Source organism: Bradyrhizobium sp. AUGA SZCCT0158, from assembly GCF_018130065.1.
Classification (GTDB): Bacteria; Pseudomonadota; Alphaproteobacteria; order Rhizobiales; family Xanthobacteraceae; genus Bradyrhizobium.
Genome location: NZ_JAFCME010000026.1, coordinates 15,875 through 37,806 on the forward strand (window position 1 = coordinate 15,875; position 21,932 = coordinate 37,806).

Annotated in this window: 19 protein-coding genes; 18 read left to right on the plus strand and 1 reads right to left on the minus strand. The window is 63.5% G+C overall.

Annotated features, from left to right (window positions below; genetic code table 11):
- Positions 1–5: 5 nt before the first annotated feature.
- The 10 genes from JQ574_RS28250 to trmB all read left to right on the plus strand — a co-directional run bounded on the left by JQ574_RS28250 (position 6) and on the right by trmB (position 9,775).
- A complete protein-coding gene (locus JQ574_RS28250) occupies positions 6–455 on the plus strand; it encodes a Fur family transcriptional regulator (RefSeq protein ID WP_212209981.1) in 450 nt (149 codons plus the stop codon).
- Between the two features lie 5 nt (positions 456–460).
- Positions 461–1,129 carry an HAD family hydrolase gene (locus tag JQ574_RS28255; protein WP_212209982.1) on the plus strand — a complete coding sequence of 223 codons (669 nt, stop codon included), beginning with the start codon at positions 461–463 and terminating at the stop codon, positions 1,127–1,129.
- A 177-nt stretch (positions 1,130–1,306) separates the two neighbouring features.
- Complete coding sequence (gene miaB / locus JQ574_RS28260) at positions 1,307–2,725, plus strand: tRNA (N6-isopentenyl adenosine(37)-C2)-methylthiotransferase MiaB (RefSeq protein ID WP_249119653.1); 1,419 nt, start codon at positions 1,307–1,309, stop codon at positions 2,723–2,725.
- A 4-nt stretch (positions 2,726–2,729) separates the two neighbouring features.
- On the plus strand, positions 2,730–3,785 hold the full coding sequence (locus JQ574_RS28265; protein ID WP_212209984.1) for a PhoH family protein: 1,056 nt from the start codon (positions 2,730–2,732) through the stop codon (positions 3,783–3,785).
- An 83-nt stretch (positions 3,786–3,868) separates the two neighbouring features.
- Entirely contained in the window at positions 3,869–4,393 is a 525-nt protein-coding gene (ybeY, locus tag JQ574_RS28270; protein WP_249119654.1) for an rRNA maturation RNase YbeY, read from the plus strand.
- A 1-nt stretch (position 4,394) separates the two neighbouring features.
- Positions 4,395–5,510 carry a hemolysin family protein gene (locus JQ574_RS28275; protein ID WP_249119655.1) on the plus strand — a complete coding sequence of 372 codons (1,116 nt, stop codon included), beginning with the start codon at positions 4,395–4,397 and terminating at the stop codon, positions 5,508–5,510.
- Entirely contained in the window at positions 5,507–7,117 is a 1,611-nt protein-coding gene (lnt, locus tag JQ574_RS28280) for an apolipoprotein N-acyltransferase (protein WP_212209990.1), read from the plus strand. The genes JQ574_RS28275 and lnt overlap by 4 nt, the downstream gene beginning before the upstream one ends.
- A 248-nt stretch (positions 7,118–7,365) precedes the next feature.
- On the plus strand, positions 7,366–7,782 hold the full coding sequence (locus JQ574_RS28285; protein WP_212209992.1) for a helix-turn-helix domain-containing protein: 417 nt from the start codon (positions 7,366–7,368) through the stop codon (positions 7,780–7,782).
- A 119-nt stretch (positions 7,783–7,901) separates the two neighbouring features.
- Positions 7,902–9,035: a M20 family metallopeptidase gene (locus JQ574_RS28290; protein WP_212209993.1), complete on the plus strand. Its 1,134-nt coding sequence runs from the start codon at positions 7,902–7,904 to the stop codon at positions 9,033–9,035.
- Positions 9,032–9,775: a tRNA (guanosine(46)-N7)-methyltransferase TrmB gene (gene trmB, locus JQ574_RS28295; protein ID WP_212209994.1), complete on the plus strand. Its 744-nt coding sequence runs from the start codon at positions 9,032–9,034 to the stop codon at positions 9,773–9,775. The genes JQ574_RS28290 and trmB overlap by 4 nt, the downstream gene beginning before the upstream one ends.
- A gap of 199 nt (positions 9,776–9,974) precedes the next feature.
- Here trmB and JQ574_RS28300 read toward each other — a convergent pair whose 3' ends face one another.
- Positions 9,975–11,057 (minus strand): DUF2336 domain-containing protein, encoded by a 1,083-nt coding sequence (locus JQ574_RS28300; protein WP_212209995.1) that lies wholly within the window; start codon positions 11,055–11,057, stop codon positions 9,975–9,977.
- 336 nt (positions 11,058–11,393) lie between these two features.
- On the opposite strand from JQ574_RS28300, the gene rimP reads away from it, so the two are divergent.
- From rimP to pnp, 8 genes are all read left to right on the plus strand, one after another.
- Entirely contained in the window at positions 11,394–12,170 is a 777-nt protein-coding gene (rimP, locus tag JQ574_RS28305) for a ribosome maturation factor RimP (RefSeq protein WP_212209996.1), read from the plus strand.
- 3 nt (positions 12,171–12,173) lie between these two features.
- Positions 12,174–13,787: a transcription termination factor NusA gene (gene nusA, locus JQ574_RS28310; RefSeq protein WP_192736271.1), complete on the plus strand. Its 1,614-nt coding sequence runs from the start codon at positions 12,174–12,176 to the stop codon at positions 13,785–13,787.
- Between the two features lie 75 nt (positions 13,788–13,862).
- Positions 13,863–14,543, plus strand: coding sequence for an RNA-binding protein (locus tag JQ574_RS28315; RefSeq protein ID WP_212209997.1), 681 nt, complete (start codon positions 13,863–13,865; stop codon positions 14,541–14,543).
- Positions 14,544–14,606: 63 nt separating this feature from the next.
- On the plus strand, positions 14,607–17,252 hold the full coding sequence (infB, locus tag JQ574_RS28320) for a translation initiation factor IF-2 (protein ID WP_212209998.1): 2,646 nt from the start codon (positions 14,607–14,609) through the stop codon (positions 17,250–17,252).
- A gap of 184 nt (positions 17,253–17,436) precedes the next feature.
- On the plus strand, positions 17,437–17,853 hold the full coding sequence (gene rbfA / locus JQ574_RS28325; RefSeq protein ID WP_212209999.1) for a 30S ribosome-binding factor RbfA: 417 nt from the start codon (positions 17,437–17,439) through the stop codon (positions 17,851–17,853).
- Complete coding sequence (gene truB / locus JQ574_RS28330) at positions 17,850–18,989, plus strand: tRNA pseudouridine(55) synthase TruB (protein WP_212210000.1); 1,140 nt, start codon at positions 17,850–17,852, stop codon at positions 18,987–18,989. The genes rbfA and truB overlap by 4 nt, the downstream gene beginning before the upstream one ends.
- A gap of 2 nt (positions 18,990–18,991) precedes the next feature.
- Positions 18,992–19,261: a 30S ribosomal protein S15 gene (gene rpsO, locus JQ574_RS28335; RefSeq protein ID WP_074272228.1), complete on the plus strand. Its 270-nt coding sequence runs from the start codon at positions 18,992–18,994 to the stop codon at positions 19,259–19,261.
- Between the two features lie 317 nt (positions 19,262–19,578).
- Positions 19,579–21,738, plus strand: coding sequence for a polyribonucleotide nucleotidyltransferase (pnp, locus tag JQ574_RS28340; protein ID WP_212210001.1), 2,160 nt, complete (start codon positions 19,579–19,581; stop codon positions 21,736–21,738).
- Positions 21,739–21,932 lie beyond the last annotated feature (194 nt).

Sequence of the window (21,932 nt, forward strand, 5' to 3'; positions counted from 1 at the left end):
ACCATATGCCCGTCCTGAAATCCCCGCCCGCGCACAAGAATACCGGCATCGAGGCACGCTGCGCCGCCACCGGCATGCGCATGACCGAGCAGCGCCGCGTCATCGCGCGGGTGCTGGCGGATTCGGTGGATCATCCCGACGTCGAGGAACTCTACCGGCGCTGCGTCGAGGTCGACGACAAGATCTCGATCTCGACCGTGTACCGCACCGTAAAGCTGTTCGAGGACGCCGGCATCATCGAGCGGCATGATTTTCGCGAGGGCCGGGCGCGCTATGAGCAGATGCCCGACAGCCATCACGATCACCTGATCAACCTGCGCGACGGCAAGGTGATCGAATTCACCTCCGAAGAAATCGAGAAGCTGCAGGCCGAGATCGCCCGCCAGCTCGGCTACAAACTGGTCGATCACCGGCTCGAACTGTATTGCGTGCCGCTGGACGAAGATAAGTCCTGAAGCACTTGCCTCCTCAGCTCATCATTTTCGATTGCGACGGCGTGCTGGTCGACAGCGAAGTCATTTCATGCCGCGCGCATGCGGAGACGCTGACGCGCCACGGCTATCCGATCACGGCGGATCAGGTGCTGCAGCGGTTCCTCGGCGTTTCCGACCGTGAAGCGCGGTTGACGATCGAGAACGAGACGGGCCGCCAACTGCCCGATGATTTCGAAGCGCAGGTCAAGACGGCCACGTTGAAATTCTATGAGGGCGATCTGCAGGCAATTCCGCATATCGGCGAAGCGATATCAGCGATCACGCTTTCCAAATGTGTGGCGTCGAGCGGAACGCCGGAAAAAATCCGCCACGGTCTCACCTGCGCCGGGCTCTACGATCTTCTGCTGCCGCATATTTTTTCCGCCACGCAGGTCAATCGCGGCAAGCCTGCCCCGGACCTGTTTCTGTTCGCGGCCGAACAGATGAATATCCGGCCGCCTCAATGCCTTGTCATCGAGGACAGCGTGGCCGGCGTCACCGGCGGCCGGGCCGCCGGGATGACCGTGCTCGGCTTTCACGGCGGCAGCCATTGCGGCCCAGGTCATGCCGAATTGCTGCGTGACGCAGGCGCTGCGGTCACTTTCGGCGATATGCGGCAATTGCCCGATCTAATTGCGCGGATTGGGGTCGATTAGGGATGGTCATTCCGGGGCGCGCGAAGCACGAACCCGGAATCTCGAGATTCCGGGCTCAATGCTGTCGCATCGCCCCGGAATGACGGCTCTAAACCGCTGGATTTTCGGCCATTCAGGCTATATTTGACCCCAGACCGGGCGCCGCATGGGCGCCGACCAACCCCGCATTCAGGTTCCATGAAGCCGCCGCGCAAGCTGCATATCAAGTCATATGGCTGCCAGATGAACGTCTACGATGCGCAGCGCATGGTGGACACGCTGGCTGGCGAAGGCTTTGTCGAGACCGACAGCGCCGAGGATGCGGATCTCGTCATCCTCAACACCTGCCATATCCGCGAGAAGGCTTCCGAAAAGGTCTACTCCGAACTCGGGCGCTTGCGTGTCGCCAAGGATGAAGCCGCGCGAAACGGCCGCGAAATGCGCATCGCGGTCGCCGGTTGCGTTGCGCAGGCCGAGGGCGAGGAGATCATCCGCCGCGCGCCGACCGTCGACGTCGTGGTCGGCCCGCAGAGCTATCATCACCTGCCGCAGCTGCTCGCCCGCGCCAAAAGCCATGGCCGCGCGCTGGAGACCGAATTCCCGGTCGAGGACAAGTTCGGCTTTCTGCCGCCGCCGAAGCCCGCGGCGATCCGCGCGCGCGGCATCTCGTCGTTCGTCACCGTGCAGGAAGGCTGCGACAAGTTCTGCACCTTCTGCGTGGTGCCTTACACGCGTGGTGCGGAAGTCTCCCGGCCAGTTGCAAAAATCATCGACGACGTGATGCGGCTCGCCGACAATGGCGTGCGCGAGATCACGCTGATCGGGCAGAACGTCAATGCCTATCACGGCGAAGGCCCGGACGGACGAACCTGGCCGCTTGGCAGGCTGCTCACTCGCCTCGCCGAAATCCCCGGCATCGCGCGCCTGCGCTATTCGACCAGCCATCCCCGAGACGTCGATGATTCGCTACTGGAAGCGCATCGCGACCTGCCCGAACTGATGCCGTTCGTGCATCTGCCGGTACAATCGGGCTCCGACCGCATTCTGGCTGCCATGAACCGGAAGCATACCGCCGATGATTACCGCCGCGTCATCGACCGATTTCGCGCCAGCCGCCAAGATATTGCATTTTCATCGGATTTTATCGTCGGCTTCCCCGGCGAAACCGAGGGAGAATTTGCCGCCACCCTCGCGCTTGTCACGCAAATCGGGTACGCTGGGGCTTATTCGTTCAAATATTCGCCGCGGCCCGGCACGCCGGCGGCGGACATGCGGGAGACGGTGTCAGCGGCAGAAATGGACGAGCGATTGGGGCGGCTTCAGGAATTGATCGACAGCCAGCAATCGGCCTTCAACAAGGCCATGATTGGCAAGACTGTCGATGTGCTGTTCGAACGCGCGGCCCGCAACCCCGGCCAGATCGTCGGCCGCACCGCCTATCTGCAGCCCGCGCATGTGATGGCATCACCGGATATCATCGGAAAAGTGCTGCCGGTCGCCATCGACAGCCTGGAGCGCTACAGCCTGCTCGGCGAACTCGCTGGCGCCTCCGCGCGACCCACTTTATCGACGCTTTCACCCATGACCGATTCTTCTCAAGTAAACGCGGGAGCCTGAACCCTTGCCAAAAAGCGCATCGGATTCACCTTCGCTTGCTCCCAGCCGCAAATTTGATCGCGACATGCAAATACCGCCCGAAACCCAAGTCGTCATCGACTTCGACGACAACCGCGCCGCTTCCGCGCTGGTCGGCCCTTACGGGCAGAATCTCGCGCTGATCGAACGCCGGCTTGGCGTCGTCGTGGATTCGCGCGGCAATCACATCACCATCGCCGGGTCGCGCGACGGCTGCGACGCCGCACGGCGCGTCCTCGAAACGCTCTACGCCCAGGCGGTGTTGGGACAGGATCTGGCGCAGGGCGACGTCGAAGGCGCCATCCGCGCCGTGATCGCGCAGGGATCGCTGTTTGAATTCGACCCCAAGGCCGCCAAGAACGCCTTCGAGACCATCAATCTGCGCAAGCGCCCGGTGCGGGCGCGCACCGCCGCGCAGGATTCCTACATCCGCGCGCTGAAACGCAGCGAGATGGTGTTCGGCGTCGGCCCGGCCGGCACCGGCAAGACCTGGCTTGCAGTGGCGCATGCCGCGCAATTGTTCGAGCGCAAGGAAGTCGATCGCATCATCCTGACGCGGCCCGCGGTCGAAGCCGGCGAACGGCTCGGCTTCCTGCCCGGCGACCTCCGCGAAAAAGTCGATCCCTATCTGCGGCCGATCTACGACGCGCTGTATGATCTGATGGATGCGCGCGTCGTCGAGCGCGCGCTGCAGGGCGGCGAAATCGAGATCGCGCCGCTCGCCTTCATGCGCGGCCGCACGCTGACCAACGCCGTCATCATCCTGGACGAGGCGCAGAACACCACCTCGATGCAGATGAAGATGTTCCTGACCCGGCTTGGCGAGAACAGCCGCATGATCATCACCGGCGACCCCTCGCAGGTCGACCTGCCGAATGGCCAGACCTCGGGACTTGCCGAGGCCGTCAAGCTGCTCGACGGCGTCGAGGGGATCGCGCAGGTGAAGTTCACCGCCGAAGACGTCATCCGCCATGAACTGGTGGCGCGGATCGTCGCCGCCTATGAGGGCTTGCCGCAAAAACCGGCGACCGGCAGATCCTGATGGCCAGACCTTTGGCTTTGGGCCCGCAGCAGGCGGGCCCGGGCCGCAACCTAAATGCTGGACTGCAAAACCCTGGAACGAAATTGTCTTCCGTCCACCCCGTAACCGAAGTCCTCGTGGTCGCCGATTGCTGGCAGACCGAGCCCGACGCCGAGGCGGTGATCCATCGCGCCATCAACGCCGCCGCTGAAATCGCCGATGCCGATGTCGGCGAAGCGGAACTGGCAGTCATGCTGACCGACGATTCCGGGATTCGAACCCTGAACAGCAATTGGCGCGGCATCGACAAGCCGACCAATGTGCTATCGTTTCCGGCGTTGCAGCCGACCGGTGCGGGAACGCCCGACGATGCACCGCGCATGCTCGGCGATATCGCCATCGCCTATGAGACGACGCGCAAAGAGGCCGACGACGAACAAAAACCGTTCGATCACCATCTCAGCCATCTTGCGGTGCACGGGTTCCTGCATCTGATCGGCTACGATCACGAAAAAGACGACGACGCCGAAGCCATGGAGAGTCTCGAGCAGGAGATCCTCGCGCAGCTCGGCATTCCGGATCCGTATGCGGATCGCGATCCCCATGCGGACCGGGAGCGGATGGACTGACATGCCGGACTCCGACCCTACCCACGACAATCCGCGCAACATGCCCAACCTTCCGGCCGTGGTGCAGGAAGGCGAGGTGCTGCGCCCGACAGCGGAGAACTGGCTGACGCGCGCGATCCGCACGCTGTTCGGCTGGAAGCCGGGATCGGTCCGCGCCGATCTGCAGGTCGTGCTCGATGCCTCGACGCCGGACGAGGTGGGCTTTTCCGCCATCGAGCGCACCATGCTGCGCAATATCCTCGGGCTGCACGAACGGCGCATCGCCGACGTGATGGTGCATCGCGCCGACATCGTCGCGGTCAAGCGCGACATCCCGCTCGGCGAATTGATGAGCCTGTTCGAAAGCGCGGCGCATTCGCGCCTCGTCGTCTACAACGAAACCCTCGACGACCCCGAGGGCATCGTGCACATCCGCGACCTCCTGGCGTTCATGACCGCGAAGGCGCGCATCGGCGACACCACCAAGGCCAAGCGCAAGAAACCTTTCCCCGCGGGCCTCGATATGCGCGCGGTCGATCTGGCGCAGCCGCTGGCGGACGCCAACATCATCCGCAAGCTGCTCTTCGTGCCGCCGTCGATGCGGGCGATCGACCTTCTGGCGCAGATGCAGGCCTCGCGCATCCATCTGGCGCTGGTGGTCGACGAATATGGCGGCACCGACGGGCTGGTGTCGATCGAGGACATCGTCGAACAGATCGTCGGCGAAATCGACGACGAACATGACAGCGACGAGCCGCCGGCGATCGTGCGGCAGGCGGACAATTCATTCATCGCCGATGCCCGCGCCAGCCTCGAGGACGCCCGCTCGGTGATCAGCGAGGATTTCATTGCCGGCGAGGACGAAGAGGTCGCAACCCTTGGCGGCTATCTGGTGTCACAGGTCGGCCGCCTGCCGCTACGCGGCGAGATCATTTCAGGCCCCGGCAATTACGAAATCGAAGTGCTCGACGCCGATCCACGGCGGGTCAAGCGGCTGCGCATTGCCGTCCGCAAGGAACGGCCCGCCCCCCGCACGCAGCGCGAAAGCCGGCGCCGCGAAGCTGCGCCCGACCCCAATGCGCCGCAGGCCAATGACAACGCGCCGCCATCGTCCAGCGATGGAGCCGGCTCGCAGTGATTCCCGCCAGCAAACTTCGCACCGCCGGTCTTGCGATCATCCTGGCCTGGGGATGGAAGCGCGCGGCCCTTGCGCTGGTGGCCGGCGCATTGTCGGCGCTGGCGATGGCGCCATTCAATGCATGGCCGGTGCTGTTCCTGACCTTTCCGGTCGCGGTCTGGCTGATCGACGGCGCCGGTGCGGGGCGATGGCGCGGCGTGCCGGCGGCCGCGATGTCGGGCTTCTGGTTCGGGCTCGGCTATTTCGTCGTCGGACTTTACTGGATCGGTTACGCCTTCCTGGTCGATGCGCCAACGTTCGCCTGGCTGATGCCGTTCGCGGTGCTGGGCCTGCCGGCCTATCTCGCGCTGTTCACCGCGGCAGCCTTTGCGCTGGCGCGCCTGCTCTGGACCCGCGACGCTTCGCGCCTGCTCGCGCTCGCGATCAGCCTGACGATAACGGAGTGGCTGCGCGGCCATCTGCTGTCGGGATTTCCCTGGAATTCGTTCGGCTACGCGCTGTCGGAGCCGCTGGCGCTGGCCCAGACGGCATCGCTGATCGGGCTGTGGGGGATGACGTTCCTCACGGTGGCGATCTTCGCAAGCCCGGCGGTCCTGATCGATGGCACCTCGCGGGGGCGAAAACCCTGGCTCGCGCCGGCGGCGGCGCTCGGCCTGCTCGCTGTCATGGCCGTGTTCGGCGCCATCAGGCTGTCGCTGCAGCCGACCGTGCTGACAAAGGTCAAGCTGCGCATCATGCAGCCCAATCTGCAGCAGGACGTCAAATTCAATTACGCCGCCAAGGCGGAGGTGATGCAGAAGTATCTGACACTGTCCGATCGGGCTTCGGGGCCCCAATCGACCGGCGTCAGCGACGCAAACATTTTGATCTGGCCGGAATCGGCGTTCCCGTTCTTTTTGACCCGCGAAGCCGATGCGATGGCGCAGATCGCCGACCTGCTGCCGAGGGGGACCGTGCTGATCACCGGCTCGGTGCGTGCGCCCGACCTCCCGCCGGGCGTGCGAGTGACGCGCGCCTACAACTCGATATATACGATCGACCATGACGGCAGCGTGCTGTCGGTCTACGACAAGCTGCATCTGGTGCCGTTCGGCGAATATCTGCCGTTCCAGGGCCTGATGGAAAAACTCGGCTTCGTGCAGTTGACGAGGGTCCAGGGCGGGTTCATCCCGGGCACCCGCCGCCGCGCCATGGAAATACCGAACGCGCCGCGCGCTCTGCCCCTGATTTGCTATGAGGCGGTATTCCCCGGAGATATAACGACAGGGGACGAGCGCCCGGGCTGGATCATCAACGTCACCAATGACGGCTGGTTTGGAATTTCGACCGGTCCCTATCAGCATCTGCAGCAGGCGCGCCTGCGCGCCATCGAAGAAGGCCTGCCCGTTGTTCGTGCAGCCAACACCGGCATTTCAGCCGTGATCGATCCGTCGGGGCGCATTGTCGCACGGCTCGGCCTTGGTATTGAAGGCGTGCTGGACGCCAACCTGCCAACGGCTTTGTCGCCGACGATTTACGCGCGGCTTAGAGACATTCCAGCGGGCATGATGGTGGCTGTTGCGTTGCTGCTGGTCGCCCGGCGCCGCTTTGCGAGGCGAAAAGCCTAAAGTTTTGCATACTGCCGGTGTTGCGGTCGCCGCAAAAACTCAACCTGCGCCAATCCACTAACTAGTTGACAGACCGACCGCGTAATTCGCATTCTGGGTTCCGCAACCAAAAACAAGAACCAGTCAGTTCATTGCTCAAATTGTCCGCAGTTCAACCCGATCCTCCGAGCAGGATTTGACGGTACCGGCGCCTGAGGCATACTCCGCTATGCCTCATTCCCCGGCGCGCAATCCCAGGAGTGTTGGAGATGTCCACCAAAGCGCCAGACCCTGTTGACAAATATGTCGGCAGCCGCGTTCGCATGCGACGCATCATGCTGGGCATGAGCCAGGAAAAACTCGGCGAGGCATTGGGCCTCACCTTCCAGCAGGTTCAGAAATACGAGAAGGGCACCAACCGGGTCGGCGCCAGCCGCCTGCAGCGGATCTCGGAAATCTTGCAGGTACCGGTTTCGTTTTTGTTCGACGGCGGGCCGAGCGGTGCTGTTAATGCCGATGGCTTCAGCGAATCCGGTTCGCCCGCCTACGTTGCCGACTTTCTCGCCACTTCCGAAGGCCTGTCGCTGACGCGGGCATTTACGCGCATCACCGACGCCAAAATGCGCCGCAGTATCGTCGAACTGGTCGAACAGATCGCCGCGCGCGAAGGCCCCGACCAGCGCTGATTCAGCTGCCATCACCGGATGTTCCGATTGACGCGCCCGCCGGCGCGAGCGCATGACATTGGCTGAAATTGCTTGGACCGAAAATCCTTGGCCCGAAATTCCTTGAAGGCAAAGCGCTGATGACCGGAACCACCGCCAATCCGTTTGATTCCAGTTCGATCCTCGACGGCATCCGCCGCTGGGTCGAAATCGAGACGCCGACCGAGGTGCCCGCACAGGTCAACAAGCTCGCCGACCTCGTCACTGACGGCTACCACGACCTGCCCGCGACCGTTGAGCGGATCGCAGGAAAGGACGGATGCGGCGATCATGTGGTCGCGCGTTCGTCATGGGGGCAGGACGCGCCGGGCATCCTAGTGCTGAGCCATCTCGATACCGTGCATCCCTTGGGATTCATCGAGCGGCTGCCGTTCAAGATCGAGGGCGACAGCGTCTTCGGTCCCGGCATTTATGACATGAAGGGCGGCGCCTATCTCGCCTACCATGCCTTTCGCCAGATTTGTGCGGACGGCGCGCGATCGCCGCTCGGCATCACCCAGATGTTCGTCTCCGATGAAGAAATCGGCAGCCCGACGTCGCGTGCCCTGATCGAGACGGAGGGGCGCAAGGCCAAGTATGTGCTGGTGACCGAGCCTGCCCGCGACGGCGGCAAAATCGTCACCGGACGCAAGGGCGTCGCGCGCTTCGAAGTCTTCATCAAGGGCGTGCCGTCGCATGCCGGCACGCGGCCAGAGGACGGCCGCAGCGCCATCCGCGAACTCGGCAACGTCATTCAGACGCTGGAGGCGATGAACGACCTCAAGCGTGGCGTGTCCGTCAATGTCGGCGTCGTCAGGGGCGGCACCAAGCCAAACGTGATCGCAGAGGAGGCCTATGCCGAAGTCGACATGCGCGTGCCTGGCATTGCCGAATCCGACGAGCTGGTGCCCAGGATCCTCGGCCTGAAATCACGCACCGAGGGCGTCAGCGTCACCGTCACCGGCGAACTGAATCGCCCGCCTTACGAAAAGAGCAACGCCGGTGCGGCGCTTTATGAGCACGCCAAAACGCTGGCGGCCGAAATCGGTTTCGATCTGGTCGACACCTTCACCGGCGGCGGCAGCGACGGCAATTTCACCGCGCCCCACACGGCGACGCTCGACGGCCTCGGGGTCGACGGCAAGGGCGCGCATACCCATTACGAGCAGATGTACATCTCCTCGATCGAGCCGAGGGCGCGGCTGCTGCACCGGCTGTACCAGACGCTGCGATGACGGTCTCACCCCGCGACATCGGCGATCGCGACGCGCCGCCGGATGACGGCGCCGCCGCGCATGCGCACGGCTCGTTCTTCGGCCGCCGCAAGGGCCACAAGCTGCGCATCCATCAGGCCGACCTGATCGACAATCTGCTGCCGCATCTGGCGCTGGATATCGGAAGCCCCGCGCCCGATGATCTCACCGACATCTTCGAGTCGAAGCCCGATGCTGTCAGGCTGGAAATCGGATTCGGCGGCGGCGAACATCTGATTGCCGAAGCGCAGGCGTTTCCCGATATCGGGTTCATCGGCTGCGAGCCCTATGTCAACGGCATGGCGAAAATCCTGACGCAGATCGAAGCCCACAACATCGGCAATATCAGGCTTTACGCCGGCGACGCCGCCGAATTGCTGGCATGGGCGCCGCCGCGATCTCTGGCGCGGATCGATCTGATCCATCCCGATCCCTGGCCGAAGCGCCGGCACTGGAAGCGGCGCTTCGTGCAGGACGCCACGGTGGCCGCGATGGCCCGCATCCTCAAGCCCGGGGCTGAATTTCGCTTCGTCAGCGACATCGACGATTACTGCGCATGGACGCTGGCGCATCTGCTGCGTTCGCCGGATTTTTCCTGGATGGCGGAACGTGCCGCCGACTGGCGCGAGCCGTGGAGCGGCTACACGATGACGCGCTACGGCCGGAAGGCCGAGCGCGAGGGACGTGTTGCGGCGTATTTGAGGTTTCGGCGGGTGGGTTAGGCCCGAGCAGTCAGATTTCGTCATGGCCGGGCATAGCCGTCTGAAGGACGGCGTCGCTTGCGCTCGCCTATGTCCCGGCCATCCACGTCTTGCCCATATAAGGAAGACGTGGATGCCCGGCAGTGCAGACAAGTGTACGTAGTCTGCACAAGGCAGACTACTATGGCCGGGCATGACGGCTAGGTAGTTGCAGGAAAACTCAAACCGTCGAACGGGTTTTCCAGAAGCCGACGACACGCTCGGCGGTCGTGGGCATCAGGCGCGCGAAATTCATGCGCGCGCTTTCGATATCGGCTGATGACGCCGTCCGGTTCGGACCCAGCCGGAGCAGGATCAGTGCGCGCACGGTGGCCCATTCGAGGCCGACCGCCTTGCCGGCGATCAGGATCGGATCGTAGCGGTCGCCGGCAATCAGCCGGTCGAGGGTCGTGATCTTCACGCCGGTCATCGCCGCCAGCGCGGCGACGGATTCCTCGTATTTGTTTGCCTTGGCGAAGTTGAGCAGCGCACTTTCGACCAGTTGGCCGTCGCGATGCAGTGCGAGGATCGTGCGCTGCGCCGCCTCGAAGTCGCGGCCGCTGTCTGTTCGTTCGACAGCGCCGGAGATTTCGTTGATCGCCCGCTTGATCGCCACCTGCCGCGCCGGCTTGACGACTGTGAACAGGCGGCGGCGGACCACATCGATCGTTCCGGCCAAAAGGTCTTTCAGTTGTTCGGCGGAGAGATCGTCGCGCTGGCCGATTTTGAGCGTCAGCACGCCGTCCTGGCCGGCGCGCTTGATCAAGGTCGAATAGCCGTCCGACGAGAACGCCGCACCGGCATTGCCCGCCGTGCGCCTGACGACATCGCGGTCGCCGCGCCGCACGATGACATCGGTAAGATCGGGAGAGAGCGTCGGCCGATCCGACATCGCCAGCAGATGGCCCTGGCCCTTCACGCTGGCGATTTCGACCAGGATGTTTTCGTCGATGACAGGCGAGCGCCGCAGCAGCGGGCCCGCGATGGCAATTTCGTCCTCATGGGCGAGCTGCCCGACCAGCCCGCGCGGCGCGTTGACAAGCAGCGACAGCCGCTCGGCGAGCTCGGCCCGCGCGGCAAGGTCGGCATGGGGGACCAGGCTGCTCAATACGCCGTCGAACAGATCGACGTGATCGGCGCCGAAATTGGCGGCCCCCTGCAGGAATAATTCACTGATCCGGCGCGCGGCATCGGCGCGGCGCTTGGGATCGCCGCCCCTGACGATGTCGTCCAGTCCTGGGATCAGCGTTGTCGCTGGCGTCATAAACCTATCCAAACCGGCCGAATTGGCTGGTTTTCGGCAATCTAGGTACCGTTCGTGAATGAAGGGTTAGGCTTTGGCCCGCTCGGTCAGGACTCAAAATCTCCCTTAACGGGGCGTGCAAGGCCTTGCCGGATTGCGGAAAAACCGCTATATCCGCCGCAACTTATGGTTCTCATACGATCGCGTATTGAGAGTGGGCCCTTCGGGACCCGCTCTTTTTTATTACCTGAACGAGCCCAGCCCAGAAGGGCCTCACGGCACGGTTCAGGGAACCGGCCGGATCCGGGTTAGACCCGGCCTAACCTCATGTAAGTAAAGACGCTTTTGATCCTGGACATGACCGAGCCAACTGCTGTTTCAGAGGATCTTGACCTGCTCGCCGAGCCGCGGCTCGTGGTCGAGCCGGGCGTCGCCGCGCGGGTTTCCGCCGTGGCAGGGCCGGTATTGCAGGGCATGGGCTACCGGCTGGTGCGGATCAAGATTTCCGGCGAGGCCGGCTGCACGGTCCAGATCATGGCCGAGCGGCCCGACGGCACCATGCAGATCGAGGATTGCGAGGCGATTTCGCGTGCGCTGTCGCCGGTGCTGGACGTCGCCGACCCGATCGAGCGCGCCTATCGGCTGGAAATCTCATCGCCCGGCATCGATCGTCCGCTGGTGCGCCGTTCGGACTTCGAACGCTATGTCGGTCATCTCGTGAAGATCGAGATGGCGCTCGCCCATCAGGGCCGCAAGCGCTTTCGTGGTACGCTGCAGGGCGTCGAGGGCGATGCGGTGCGGCTTCATCGCGATGACATCCGCGCGGACGAAGATGCCGACGTGCTGCTGGTGATGGAAGACATCGCCGACGCCCGCCTGGTTCTCACCGACGAGCTGATCGCGGAATCGATGCGGCGCGGCAAGGCCGCCGAGCGCGAGTTGCGCCAGAATCTCGGGCTCGAGCCGCCGCCCCCGCCGCACGCCAAGAAAAGCGATCCGGCCAAGAGCAACAAGCCGAAGCCCAAGACACTGAGCAAGCCGCTGAAGAAGCCGTTACCGAAGAATACCAAGAAACATCGCCTCGCCGCGCAAGGTTTGCCCGGCGGCGAATTCGATCCCACCGAAGGAGACTGAGCCATGGCAGCTGTCAGCGCCAATAAACTCGAACTGCTGCAGATCGCAGACGCGGTTGCCCGCGAAAAGTCGATCGACCGCGGCATCGTGATCGCGGCGATGGAAGACGCCATCGCGAAAGCGGCCCGCGCCCGCTACGGCAGCGAGACCGACGTTCACGCCGAGATCGACGCCAAGAAGGGCGAGCTGCGGCTGTCGCGCCACATGCTGGTCGTCGACGTGGTGGAGAATTCGTCGAACCAGATTTCGCTGGCCGATGCGCAGCGCGCCAATCCGGGCGCCCAGGTCGGCGACACCATCGCCGACACCCTGCCGCCGCTGGAATATGGCCGCATCGCCGCCCAGTCCGCCAAGCAGGTGATCGTGCAGAAGGTGCGCGAGGCCGAGCGCGACCGGCAGTACCAGGAATTCAAGGACCGCATCGGCGACATCGTCAACGGCATCGTCAAGCGCGTCGAATATGGCAGCGTGATCGTCGATCTCGGCCGCGGCGAAGCCATCGTGCGCCGCGACGAGATGCTGCCGCGTGAAGTGTTCCGCAACGGCGACCGCGTCCGCGCCTACATCTTCGACGTCCGCCGCGAAACCCGCGGGCCGCAGATCTTCCTGTCCCGCACCCATCCGCAGTTCATGGCAAAGCTATTCGCGCAGGAAGTGCCGGAAATCTATGACGGCATCGTCGAGATCAAGGCGGTGGCCCGCGATCCCGGCTCGCGCGCCAAAATCGGCGTTATTTCGCGGGATTCCTCGGTCGATCCGGTCGGCGCCTGCGTCGGTATGCGCGGTTCGCGCGTGCAGGCGGTGGTGAACGAACTGCAGGGCGAGAAGATCGACATCATTCCGTGGTCGCCCGATATTGCGACCTTCGTCGTCAACGCGCTGGCGCCCGCCGAAGTCGCCAAGGTCGTGATCGACGAAGACCGCGAGCGCATCGAGGTCGTGGTGCCCGACACCAACAACCAGCTGTCGCTGGCGATCGGCCGCCGCGGACAGAACGTGCGGCTCGCTTCGCAGCTGACCGGCTGGGACATCGACATCCTCACCGAGCAGGAAGAATCCGAGCGCCGTCAGGCCGATTTCGAGAATTCGACGCGGGTGTTCATGGAAGCGCTGAATGTCGACGAAGTGGTCGGCCAGCTGCTGGCGTCGGAAGGTTTCACCTCGGTCGAGGAACTCGCGCTGGTCGACGTCAAGGAACTCGCCGGCATCGAGGGCTTCGACGAGGAGACCGCCAACGAACTGCAGAGCCGTGCAAAAGAATACCTGGAACAGCTCGAGACCGAGCTGGAAAACAAACGCAAGGAACTCGGTGTGGATGACGCTTTGAAGACAGTACCCGGCGTGACCTCGAAGATGCTGGTCAAGTTCGGCGAGAACGACATCAAGTCGGTCGAGGATCTGGCCGGTTGCGCCACCGACGATCTGGTTGGCTGGACCGAGCGCAAGGAAGGCGCCGAGCCGACCAAGTTCCCCGGCATTCTCGACGCCAACGAAATCTCGCGCGACGATGCCGAGCGCATGATCATGCAGGCCCGCGTCATCGCCGGCTGGATCACCGAGGCCGATCTTGCCAAGCAGTCCGAGGCGGCGGAAGCCACCGAAGACCAGACGGCGTAACGCGCGTGTTCCGCAAAAGTGGACACCGGTTTTGCGCCAAGAACTCGCGCAAGTGGTAAAGGAGATGCCCCGCGCATGCTCGCCATGGTTGACCCCGATCTCGACAACGGACCGCGGACCGACAGGTCCGCGACGATGCGGATGTGCGCGGTCACCCGTGAGGTGCGCCCGATCGACGAACTGATCCGGTTCGTGGTCTCGCCCCAGGGCGAGGTCGTTCCGGATCTGAAGCGCAAGCTTCCCGGCCGCGGCCTGTGGGTCTTGGCATCGCGCCGGACCGTTGCGGAAGCGGTGCGGCGTAACCAATTTAGCAGGGGTTTCAAGCGCGACATCCGGGCCGCCGCGACCCTCCCCGCCGACACCGAGGCTTTGCTGGTTCGAAGCTGCACCGAGGCGCTGGCGATGGTCGCCAAGGCCGGCCAGGTCGTCTCCGGTTTCAGCAAGGTCGAGGGCGCGCTCCGGGGCGGGGAGGCCCAGGCCCTGATCCACGCTTCCGACGGGGCGGTCGACGGAATCCGCAAATTGGACGCGATCGCGCGGCAAAAGCGCGGAAATGCGGATGAATCGGCGGAATTTCCGATCGTCAATGTTCTGACGTCGGCAGAATTGGATTTGGCACTGGGGCGGTCAAATGTGATACATGCTGCCCTGCTCGCGGGCCCGGCGAGCAAGACGTTCCTGTCGCGCTGCCAGATCCTGGTCCGATACCGGATGGCCGATGACGACAAGACCGAAGGAAGCGGCCAGAAATTCTGACTAACAAGACTTGCTTTAACGACTGTGCGAATGCGCACAACGCAACAAGATTAGGACTGCTGAATGGTTGATACCAAAACGCCTGGCGACAAGACTTTGAGTGTCCCGACCAAGACCTTGACGCTCAAGCCACGCGTCGAGACGGGCACCGTACGCCAGAGCTTCAGCCATGGCCGGACCAAGCAGGTCGTGGTCGAGAAGCGCGGCAAGCGCCGCCTCGGCGGCGACGCGCCCGCCGGCGAAACCCATGCGCCCGAACCTGTCGTCGCCAAGCCGGCGCCGGTCGTCGCCAAGGCGCCAAGCCGTCCCTCCGCGCCAGCCGCACCCCGCGCCGGTTCCGGCGTGGTGCTGCGCACGCTGACCGAGGATGAACGCTCCGCGCGCGCCAGCGCCTTGGCCGATGCCAAGGTCCGTGACATCGAGGAACGTCGTCTCGCCGAAGAAGAAGCCAAGCGCCGCGCAAGCCGCGAGGGCATCGAGCAGGCCGAGCGCGAAGCCGCCGAAGCGCGCCGCAAGGCCGAGGAAGAACGTCACCGCATCGAAGAGGAAGCCAAGCGCAAGGCGGAAAGCGAAGCCAAGAAGCGATTTGGCGAAGCCGAAGCCAAGACCGCAACGACGACCGCACCCGGCACCACCACCACCGCGCGTCCCGCGGCCCGGCCGACGGCTTCGGCAGTGCCGCCCGCGCGCGCGCCGGGCGTCGCCGCCGACGCTTCCGATGAGGATGAAGGTCCGCGCCAGATCCGCCGTGGCCCCGGCGGCGCCATGCGCCCCGCCGTGCCGCCGAAGACGACCCACAAGCCCGGACCGCAAAAGGAACGCGGCCGCCTGACGCTGGTCACCGCCCTGGACGCCGACAATGTGCGCGAGCGTTCGATTGCCTCGTTCCGCCGCCGCACCCAGCGCCTGAAGGGGCATGCCTCGAACGAGCCGAAGGAAAAGATCATCCGCGAAGTGGTGATCCCGGAAGCCATCAATATCCAGGAACTCGCCAACCGCATGTCGGAACGCGCGGTCGACGTCATCCGTTTGCTGATGAAGCAGGGCGCGATGCACAAGATCACCGACGTGATCGACGCCGACACCGCGCAGCTGATCGCCGAGGAATTGGGCCATACCGTCAAGCGCGTGGCCGCGTCCGACGTCGAAGAGGGTCTGTTCGACATCGTCGACGATTCCACCGACACCGAACCGCGTTCGCCGGTCGTGACCGTGATGGGCCATGTCGACCACGGCAAGACCTCGCTGCTCGACGCGCTCCGCCATGCCAACGTGGTTTCGGGCGAAGCCGGCGGCATCACCCAGCATATCGGCGCCTATCAGGTGACCTCGCCGGAAAGCGGCAAGAAGATCACCTTCATCGATACGCCCGGCCACGCCGCGTTCACCGCGATGCGTGCGCGCGGCGCCAAGGTCACCGATATCGTGATCCTGGTGGTGGCGGCCGATGACGGCGTCATGCCGCAGACCATCGAGGCGATCAACCACGCCAAGGCGGCGAAGGTTCCGATGATCATCGCGATCAACAAGATCGACAAGCCCGACGCCAAGCCGGAGCGCGTGCGCACCGAGCTGTTGCAGCACGAGGTTCAGGTCGAGTCGTTCGGCGGTGAAGTCGTCGACGTCGAGGTGTCAGCCAAGAACAAGACCAATCTCGACAAGCTGCTGGAAATGATCGCGCTGCAGGCCGAACTGCTCGACCTCAAGACCAACGCGGAACGTCCCGCCGAAGGCACCGTGATCGAAGCCCGGCTCGACCGCGGCCGGGGTCCGGTTGCGACCGTGCTGGTGCAGCGCGGAACCCTGCGCATCGGCGACATCATCGTGGCCGGCGCCGAAATGGGCCGCGTCCGCGCCCTTATCAACGATCAGGGCGTGAACATCGATGAGGCCGGACCTTCGGTGCCGGTCGAGGTGCTCGGCTTCAACGGCCCGCCGGAAGCCGGCGACCGCCTCGCGGTGGTCGAGAACGAAGCCCGCGCCCGCCAGGTCACGAGCTATCGCGCCCACCAGAAGCGCGAAAACGCGGCGGCCTCGATTTCCGGCATGCGCGGTTCGCTCGAACAGATGATGTCGCAGCTCAAGACGTCGGGCCGCAAGGAATTCCCGCTGATCATCAAGGCCGACGTGCAAGGTTCGCTCGAAGCCATCCTGGGATCGCTGGAAAAGCTCGGCACCGACGAAGTTGCCGCTCGGATCCTGCATGCCGGCGTCGGCGGCATCTCCGAATCCGACGTAACGCTGGCGGAAGGTTTCAACGCCGCCATCATCGGCTTCTCGGTTCGCGCCAACAAGGAAGCGGCGGCTGCGGCCAAGCGCAACGGCATCGAGATCCGCTATTACAACATCATCTACGATCTGGTCGACGACATCAAAAAGGCGATGTCCGGCCTGCTCGCGCCGACGCTGCGCGAAACCATGCTGGGCAACGCGCAGATCCTGGAAGTGTTCAACATTTCCAAGGTCGGCAAGGTCGCCGGCTGCCGTGTCACCGACGGTACCGTGGAACGCGGCGCCAATGTGCGCCTCATTCGCGACAACGTCGTTGTGCATGAAGGCAAGCTCTCGACGCTGAAGCGCTTCAAGGATGAAGTGAAGGAAGTGCAATCCGGTCAGGAATGCGGCATGGCGTTCGAGAATTACGGCGACATGCGTGTCGGCGATGTTATCGAGTGTTATCGCGTGGAGACGATCCAGCGGAGCCTGTAAGTCTGAACCTTACGGCTTCGTCGGAAGACACTGTACTAGTTCGACGGCATGCCCGGTCAAAAGCGCGAAGCTAAGTCTTCGCATTTATGTTCCGGGCATCCACGTCCCTGAGAATTCAGCAGCAAGAAAGACGTCGATGGCCGGGAATAGCCCGGCCATCACCAATTATTTTCGAGAGACGGCCATGCCCCGCCACCACAGCAAGAGTTCCGCCCCCGGCGGCTCGCAACGCCAATTGCGCGTCGGCGAAACCGTGCGCCATGCGGTCGCCGATATTCTGTCGCAAGGTAGCGTGCATGACCCCGATCTCGAGGGTCACATCATCACGGTTCCGGAGGTGCGCATGTCACCGGACCTGAAGCTTGCAACCGTCTATGTGATGCCGCTCGGCGGACGCGACACCGATGTCGTGCTCGCGGCGCTCGCGCGCAACAAGAAATTCCTGCGCGGCGAGATCGCGCACCGCGTTAACTTAAAGTTTGCGCCTGATCTTCGCTTTCGCGTCGACGAACGATTCGATGAAGCGGAACGGATCGAGAAATTACTGAGAACACCTGCGGTGCAAAGAGACCTCGCACCCGATTCGGACGACAAGGGATGATTGTGACCACCGCCAACAGCGTGATCGATTCGCAAAATGCCGAATCGCACGACGCTGAAAAAAATATTTTTACCGAAGCCCGCAACGACGGCAACAGCCGCGTTGGCGAAGAGGCACGTCGCGGCAATAACGATCCGCGTCAGAAGCATCAGGGCAAGCAACGCCAGAACAATCAGCCGCGCCGCGACAAGCGCGACGTCCATGGCTGGGTGATCCTCGACAAGCCGATCGGCATGACCTCGACACACGCGGTGGCGGTGCTCAAGCGCCTGTTCCAGGCCAAGCGTGCCGGCCATGCCGGTACCCTCGACCCGCTGGCCTCCGGCGGCCTGCCGATCGCGCTCGGCGAAGCCACCAAGACGGTCCCGTTCGTGATGGACGGCCGCAAGCGCTACCGCTTCACCGTGAGCTGGGGCGAGGAACGCGACACCGACGACACCGAGGGCCGGGCGACCAGGACCAGCGATCTCAGGCCTTCTGCCGATTCCATCCGGGCGCTGCTGCCGCAATTCACCGGCCTGATCGAGCAGATCCCGCCGCAATATTCCGCGATCAAGGTCCAGGGCGAGCGGGCCTATGATCTGGCCAGAGACGGCGAAACCGTCGAACTGAAGCCGCGGCCGGTCGAGATTCACGAATTAACCCTTGTAGAACATGGAGATAACGGCCAATCCGTGTTCGAGGCCGAGTGCGGCAAGGGAACCTATGTCCGGGCGCTGGCCCGCGATATCGGCCGGATTCTAGGCTGTTTCGGCCATATCAGCGCCTTGCGGCGGACCCTGGTCGGTCCATTCCGCGAAGCGGACATGATTCCGCTGGAACAGTTGGAGGCTTTGTGTAATAGAGCCGCGTCGGGCGAGGGCAGCCTCGCCGACGCGCTTTTGCCCGTTGAGACCGCGCTGGACGACATCCCGGCACTGGCCGTCACACGGGCTGATGCGGCAAGGCTCCACCGGGGCCAGGCCGTTTTGTTGCGCGGACGGGATGCGCCCAATTGTAGCGGCACAGTCTATGTCACGGTGGCAGGCCGGCTTCTGGCCCTCGCCGAAATTGGCAATGGCGAACTCATCCCCAAGCGTGTGTTCAACCTGACCGGACTGACTGCCAGTTCCGGTCGTAACGATGAGAAAGTTTGACGATGTCGATTACCGCCGAACGCAAAGCGGAAGTCATCAAGACGAATGCCAACAAGGCCGGCGACACCGGCTCGCCGGAGGTTCAGGTTGCGATCCTGTCGGAACGCATCAACAACCTCACCGGGCACTTCAAATCCCACGTGAAGGACAATCATTCGCGCCGGGGTCTTTTGAAGATGGTCGCCACGCGCCGCTCCCTGCTTGATTATATCAAGCGGAAGGACGAGGCGCGCTACAAGGCGCTGCTCGAAAAGCACAACATTCGTCGTTGACATAAGAGAGTACGCGCGCGCCTGTTGCGCGCGTTTTCGTATGGTCTTCCGGAAGAAACCCGGACTCCGGATTTTCGGAGACGATCATGCGCAAGGGCATGATGAAACGCATGTCCAATAGACGTCCAGCAGCAATCCGGCCGCTGGGCAGGGCAAGGTGCCCGGACTACCGAGAGGATGGACGCCATCCGAAATATAGAGACCATGGCAGGATCGCCGGATGCTGATCAATTGTTGCGATCAGTGTCTCGCAATCTTGCGCATGGTCTTTGTGTTTCAGGCGTCCCTGCTTTCGCGAAACCATGAAAGAAATCGAAATGTTCAATACGCATTCAGTCGAGATCGACTGGGGTGGACGTCCCCTCAAGCTTGAAACCGGAAAGATCGCCCGTCAGGCCGACGGCGCCGTGCTCGCGACCTATGGCGAGACCGTCGTGCTCGCCACCGTGGTTGCCGCCAAGGCGCCGCGCGAAGGCGTCGACTTCCTGCCGCTGACCGTCGACTACCAGGAAAAGACCTACGCCGCGGGCCGCATCCCCGGCGGCTATTTCAAGCGCGAGGGCCGGCCGACCGAAAAGGAGACGCTGGTCTCCCGCCTGATCGACCGTCCGATCCGTCCGCTGTTCGTCGACGGCTGGCGCAACGAAACCCAGGTCATCGTCACCGTGCTGTCGCATGACATGGAGAATGATCCCGACATTCTGGCGCTGGTCGCCGCCTCCGCGGCGCTGACGATCTCGGGCGCGCCGTTCAAGGGCCCGATCGGTGCGGCCCGCGTCGGCTTTGCCAACGACGAATATGTGCTCAACCCGACGCTCGACGAAATGCTCGAGACCCAGCTCGATCTGGTCGTCGCCGGCACCGCCGACGCCGTGCTGATGGTGGAATCGGAAGCCAAGGAACTCAACGAAGACATCATGCTCGGTGCGGTGATGTTCGGACACCGGCACTTCCAGCCGGTGATCAAGGCGATCATCGAGCTCGCCGAGAAGGCCGCGAAAGAGCCGCGCGAAGTCAAGGTCGTCGACGAGAGCGCGCTCGAGAAGGAAATGCTCGGCCTGATCGAGCAGGAGCTGCGCTCGGCCTATGCGATTCCGATCAAGCAGGACCGCTACGCCGCCGTCGGCAAGGCCAAGGAAAAGGTGATGGCTCACTACTTCCCGGAAGGGCAGGAGCCGCAATACGACAAGCTGCGCATCGCCGGCGTGTTCAAGGAACTCGAATCCAAGATCGTTCGCTGGAACATCCTCGACACCGGCAAGCGCATCGACGGCCGCGATTCCAAGACCGTCCGCAGCATCATCGCCGAAGTCGGCGTGCTGCCGCGCGCCCACGGTTCGGCGCTGTTCACCCGCGGTGAAACCCAGGCGATGGTGGTGACCACGCTCGGCACCGGCGAGGACGAGCAGTACATCGACTCGCTGTCAGGAACCTACAAGGAGCAGTTCCTGCTGCACTACAACTTCCCTCCCTACTCGGTCGGTGAAACCGGTCGCCTCGGCGGCACCAAGCGCCGCGAAATCGGCCACGGCAAGCTCGCCTGGCGCGCGATCCATCCGGTCCTGCCGCCGCACCACGAATTCCCCTACACGGTGCGCGTGGTTTCCGAGATCACCGAATCCAACGGATCGTCGTCGATGGCGTCGGTCTGCGGCGCCTCGCTGGCGCTGATGGATGCGGGCGTTCCCCTGAAGCGGCCGACCGCGGGTATCGCGATGGGCCTGATCCTGGAAGGTTCGCGCTTTGCCGTTCTGTCCGACATTCTCGGTGACGAGGATCATCTCGGCGACATGGACTTCAAGGTGGCCGGCACCGACCAGGGCATCACCTCGCTGCAGATGGACATCAAGATCGAGGGCATCACCGAGGAGATCATGAAGGTCGCACTCGGCCAGGCCAAGGATGGGCGTATCCACATCCTCGGCGAAATGTCGAAGGCGCTCACCAATGCCCGCGCCGAGCTCGGCGAATACGCGCCGCGCATCGAGACCTTCAAGATCCCGACCGACAAGATCCGTGAAGTGATCGGCACCGGCGGCAAGGTGATCCGCGAGATCGTCGAGAAGACCGGCGCCAAGGTCAACATCGAGGACGACGGCACCGTGAAGGTCGCTTCCAACGACGGCGAAGCCATGAAGGCCGCGATCAAGTGGATCAAGTCGATCGCCTCCGATCCGGAGATCGGTCAGATCTACGAAGGCACCGTGGTCAAGGTGATGGAGTTCGGCGCGTTCGTGAACTTCTTCGGCGCCAAGGACGGCCTCGTCCACATCAGCCAGCTCGCTTCGGCGCGGGTGCAGAAGACCTCCGACGTCGTCAAGGAAGGCGACAAGGTCAAGGTCAAGCTGCTCGGCTTCGACGATCGCGGCAAGACGCGGCTGTCGATGAAGGTGGTCGATCAGGCGACCGGCGAGGACCTCGAAGCCAAGCAGAAGGCGGCGGAAGCCTCGGCGCCCCGCGAAGCGGCCGGCGAGTAAGCGCTTCGCCATCGAAAATCAGGAAGGGCGGCTGCAAAGCCGCCCTTTTTATTTGCCGCAGATGTGATCGTGCGCTCTTACGCCGCAGCGCCGAACCCATTTAAAATGGAAACCGGAATGGGGCTGACTTCGCAGCTGGAAGCTGGACCCGTTACAATCGTCCGAATCGAGCAAGCAGGCTCGTCACGCAGGGA

Bases quoted from the DNA above. Each gene is read 5' to 3' on its own strand.
- JQ574_RS28290 (WP_212209993.1), top strand. From the start codon at position 7,902: ATGACCGGAACCACCGCCAATCCGTTTGATTCCAGTTCGATCCTCGAC.
- JQ574_RS28250 (WP_212209981.1), top strand. From the start codon at position 6: ATGCCCGTCCTGAAATCCCCGCCCGCGCACAAGAATACCGGCATCGAG.
- JQ574_RS28315 (WP_212209997.1), top strand. From the start codon at position 13,863: ATGCTCGCCATGGTTGACCCCGATCTCGACAACGGACCGCGGACCGAC.
- truB (WP_212210000.1), top strand. From the start codon at position 17,850: ATGATTGTGACCACCGCCAACAGCGTGATCGATTCGCAAAATGCCGAA.
- rimP (WP_212209996.1), top strand. From the start codon at position 11,394: ATGACCGAGCCAACTGCTGTTTCAGAGGATCTTGACCTGCTCGCCGAG.
- miaB (WP_249119653.1), top strand. From the start codon at position 1,307: ATGAAGCCGCCGCGCAAGCTGCATATCAAGTCATATGGCTGCCAGATG.
- rbfA (WP_212209999.1), top strand. From the start codon at position 17,437: ATGCCCCGCCACCACAGCAAGAGTTCCGCCCCCGGCGGCTCGCAACGC.
- infB (WP_212209998.1), top strand. From the start codon at position 14,607: ATGGTTGATACCAAAACGCCTGGCGACAAGACTTTGAGTGTCCCGACC.
- trmB (WP_212209994.1), top strand. From the start codon at position 9,032: ATGACGGTCTCACCCCGCGACATCGGCGATCGCGACGCGCCGCCGGAT.
- JQ574_RS28285 (WP_212209992.1), top strand. From the start codon at position 7,366: ATGTCCACCAAAGCGCCAGACCCTGTTGACAAATATGTCGGCAGCCGC.
- JQ574_RS28300 (WP_212209995.1), bottom strand. From the start codon at position 11,057: ATGACGCCAGCGACAACGCTGATCCCAGGACTGGACGACATCGTCAGG.
- nusA (WP_192736271.1), top strand. From the start codon at position 12,174: ATGGCAGCTGTCAGCGCCAATAAACTCGAACTGCTGCAGATCGCAGAC.
- JQ574_RS28275 (WP_249119655.1), top strand. From the start codon at position 4,395: ATGCCGGACTCCGACCCTACCCACGACAATCCGCGCAACATGCCCAAC.
- rpsO (WP_074272228.1), top strand. From the start codon at position 18,992: ATGTCGATTACCGCCGAACGCAAAGCGGAAGTCATCAAGACGAATGCC.
- pnp (WP_212210001.1), top strand. From the start codon at position 19,579: ATGTTCAATACGCATTCAGTCGAGATCGACTGGGGTGGACGTCCCCTC.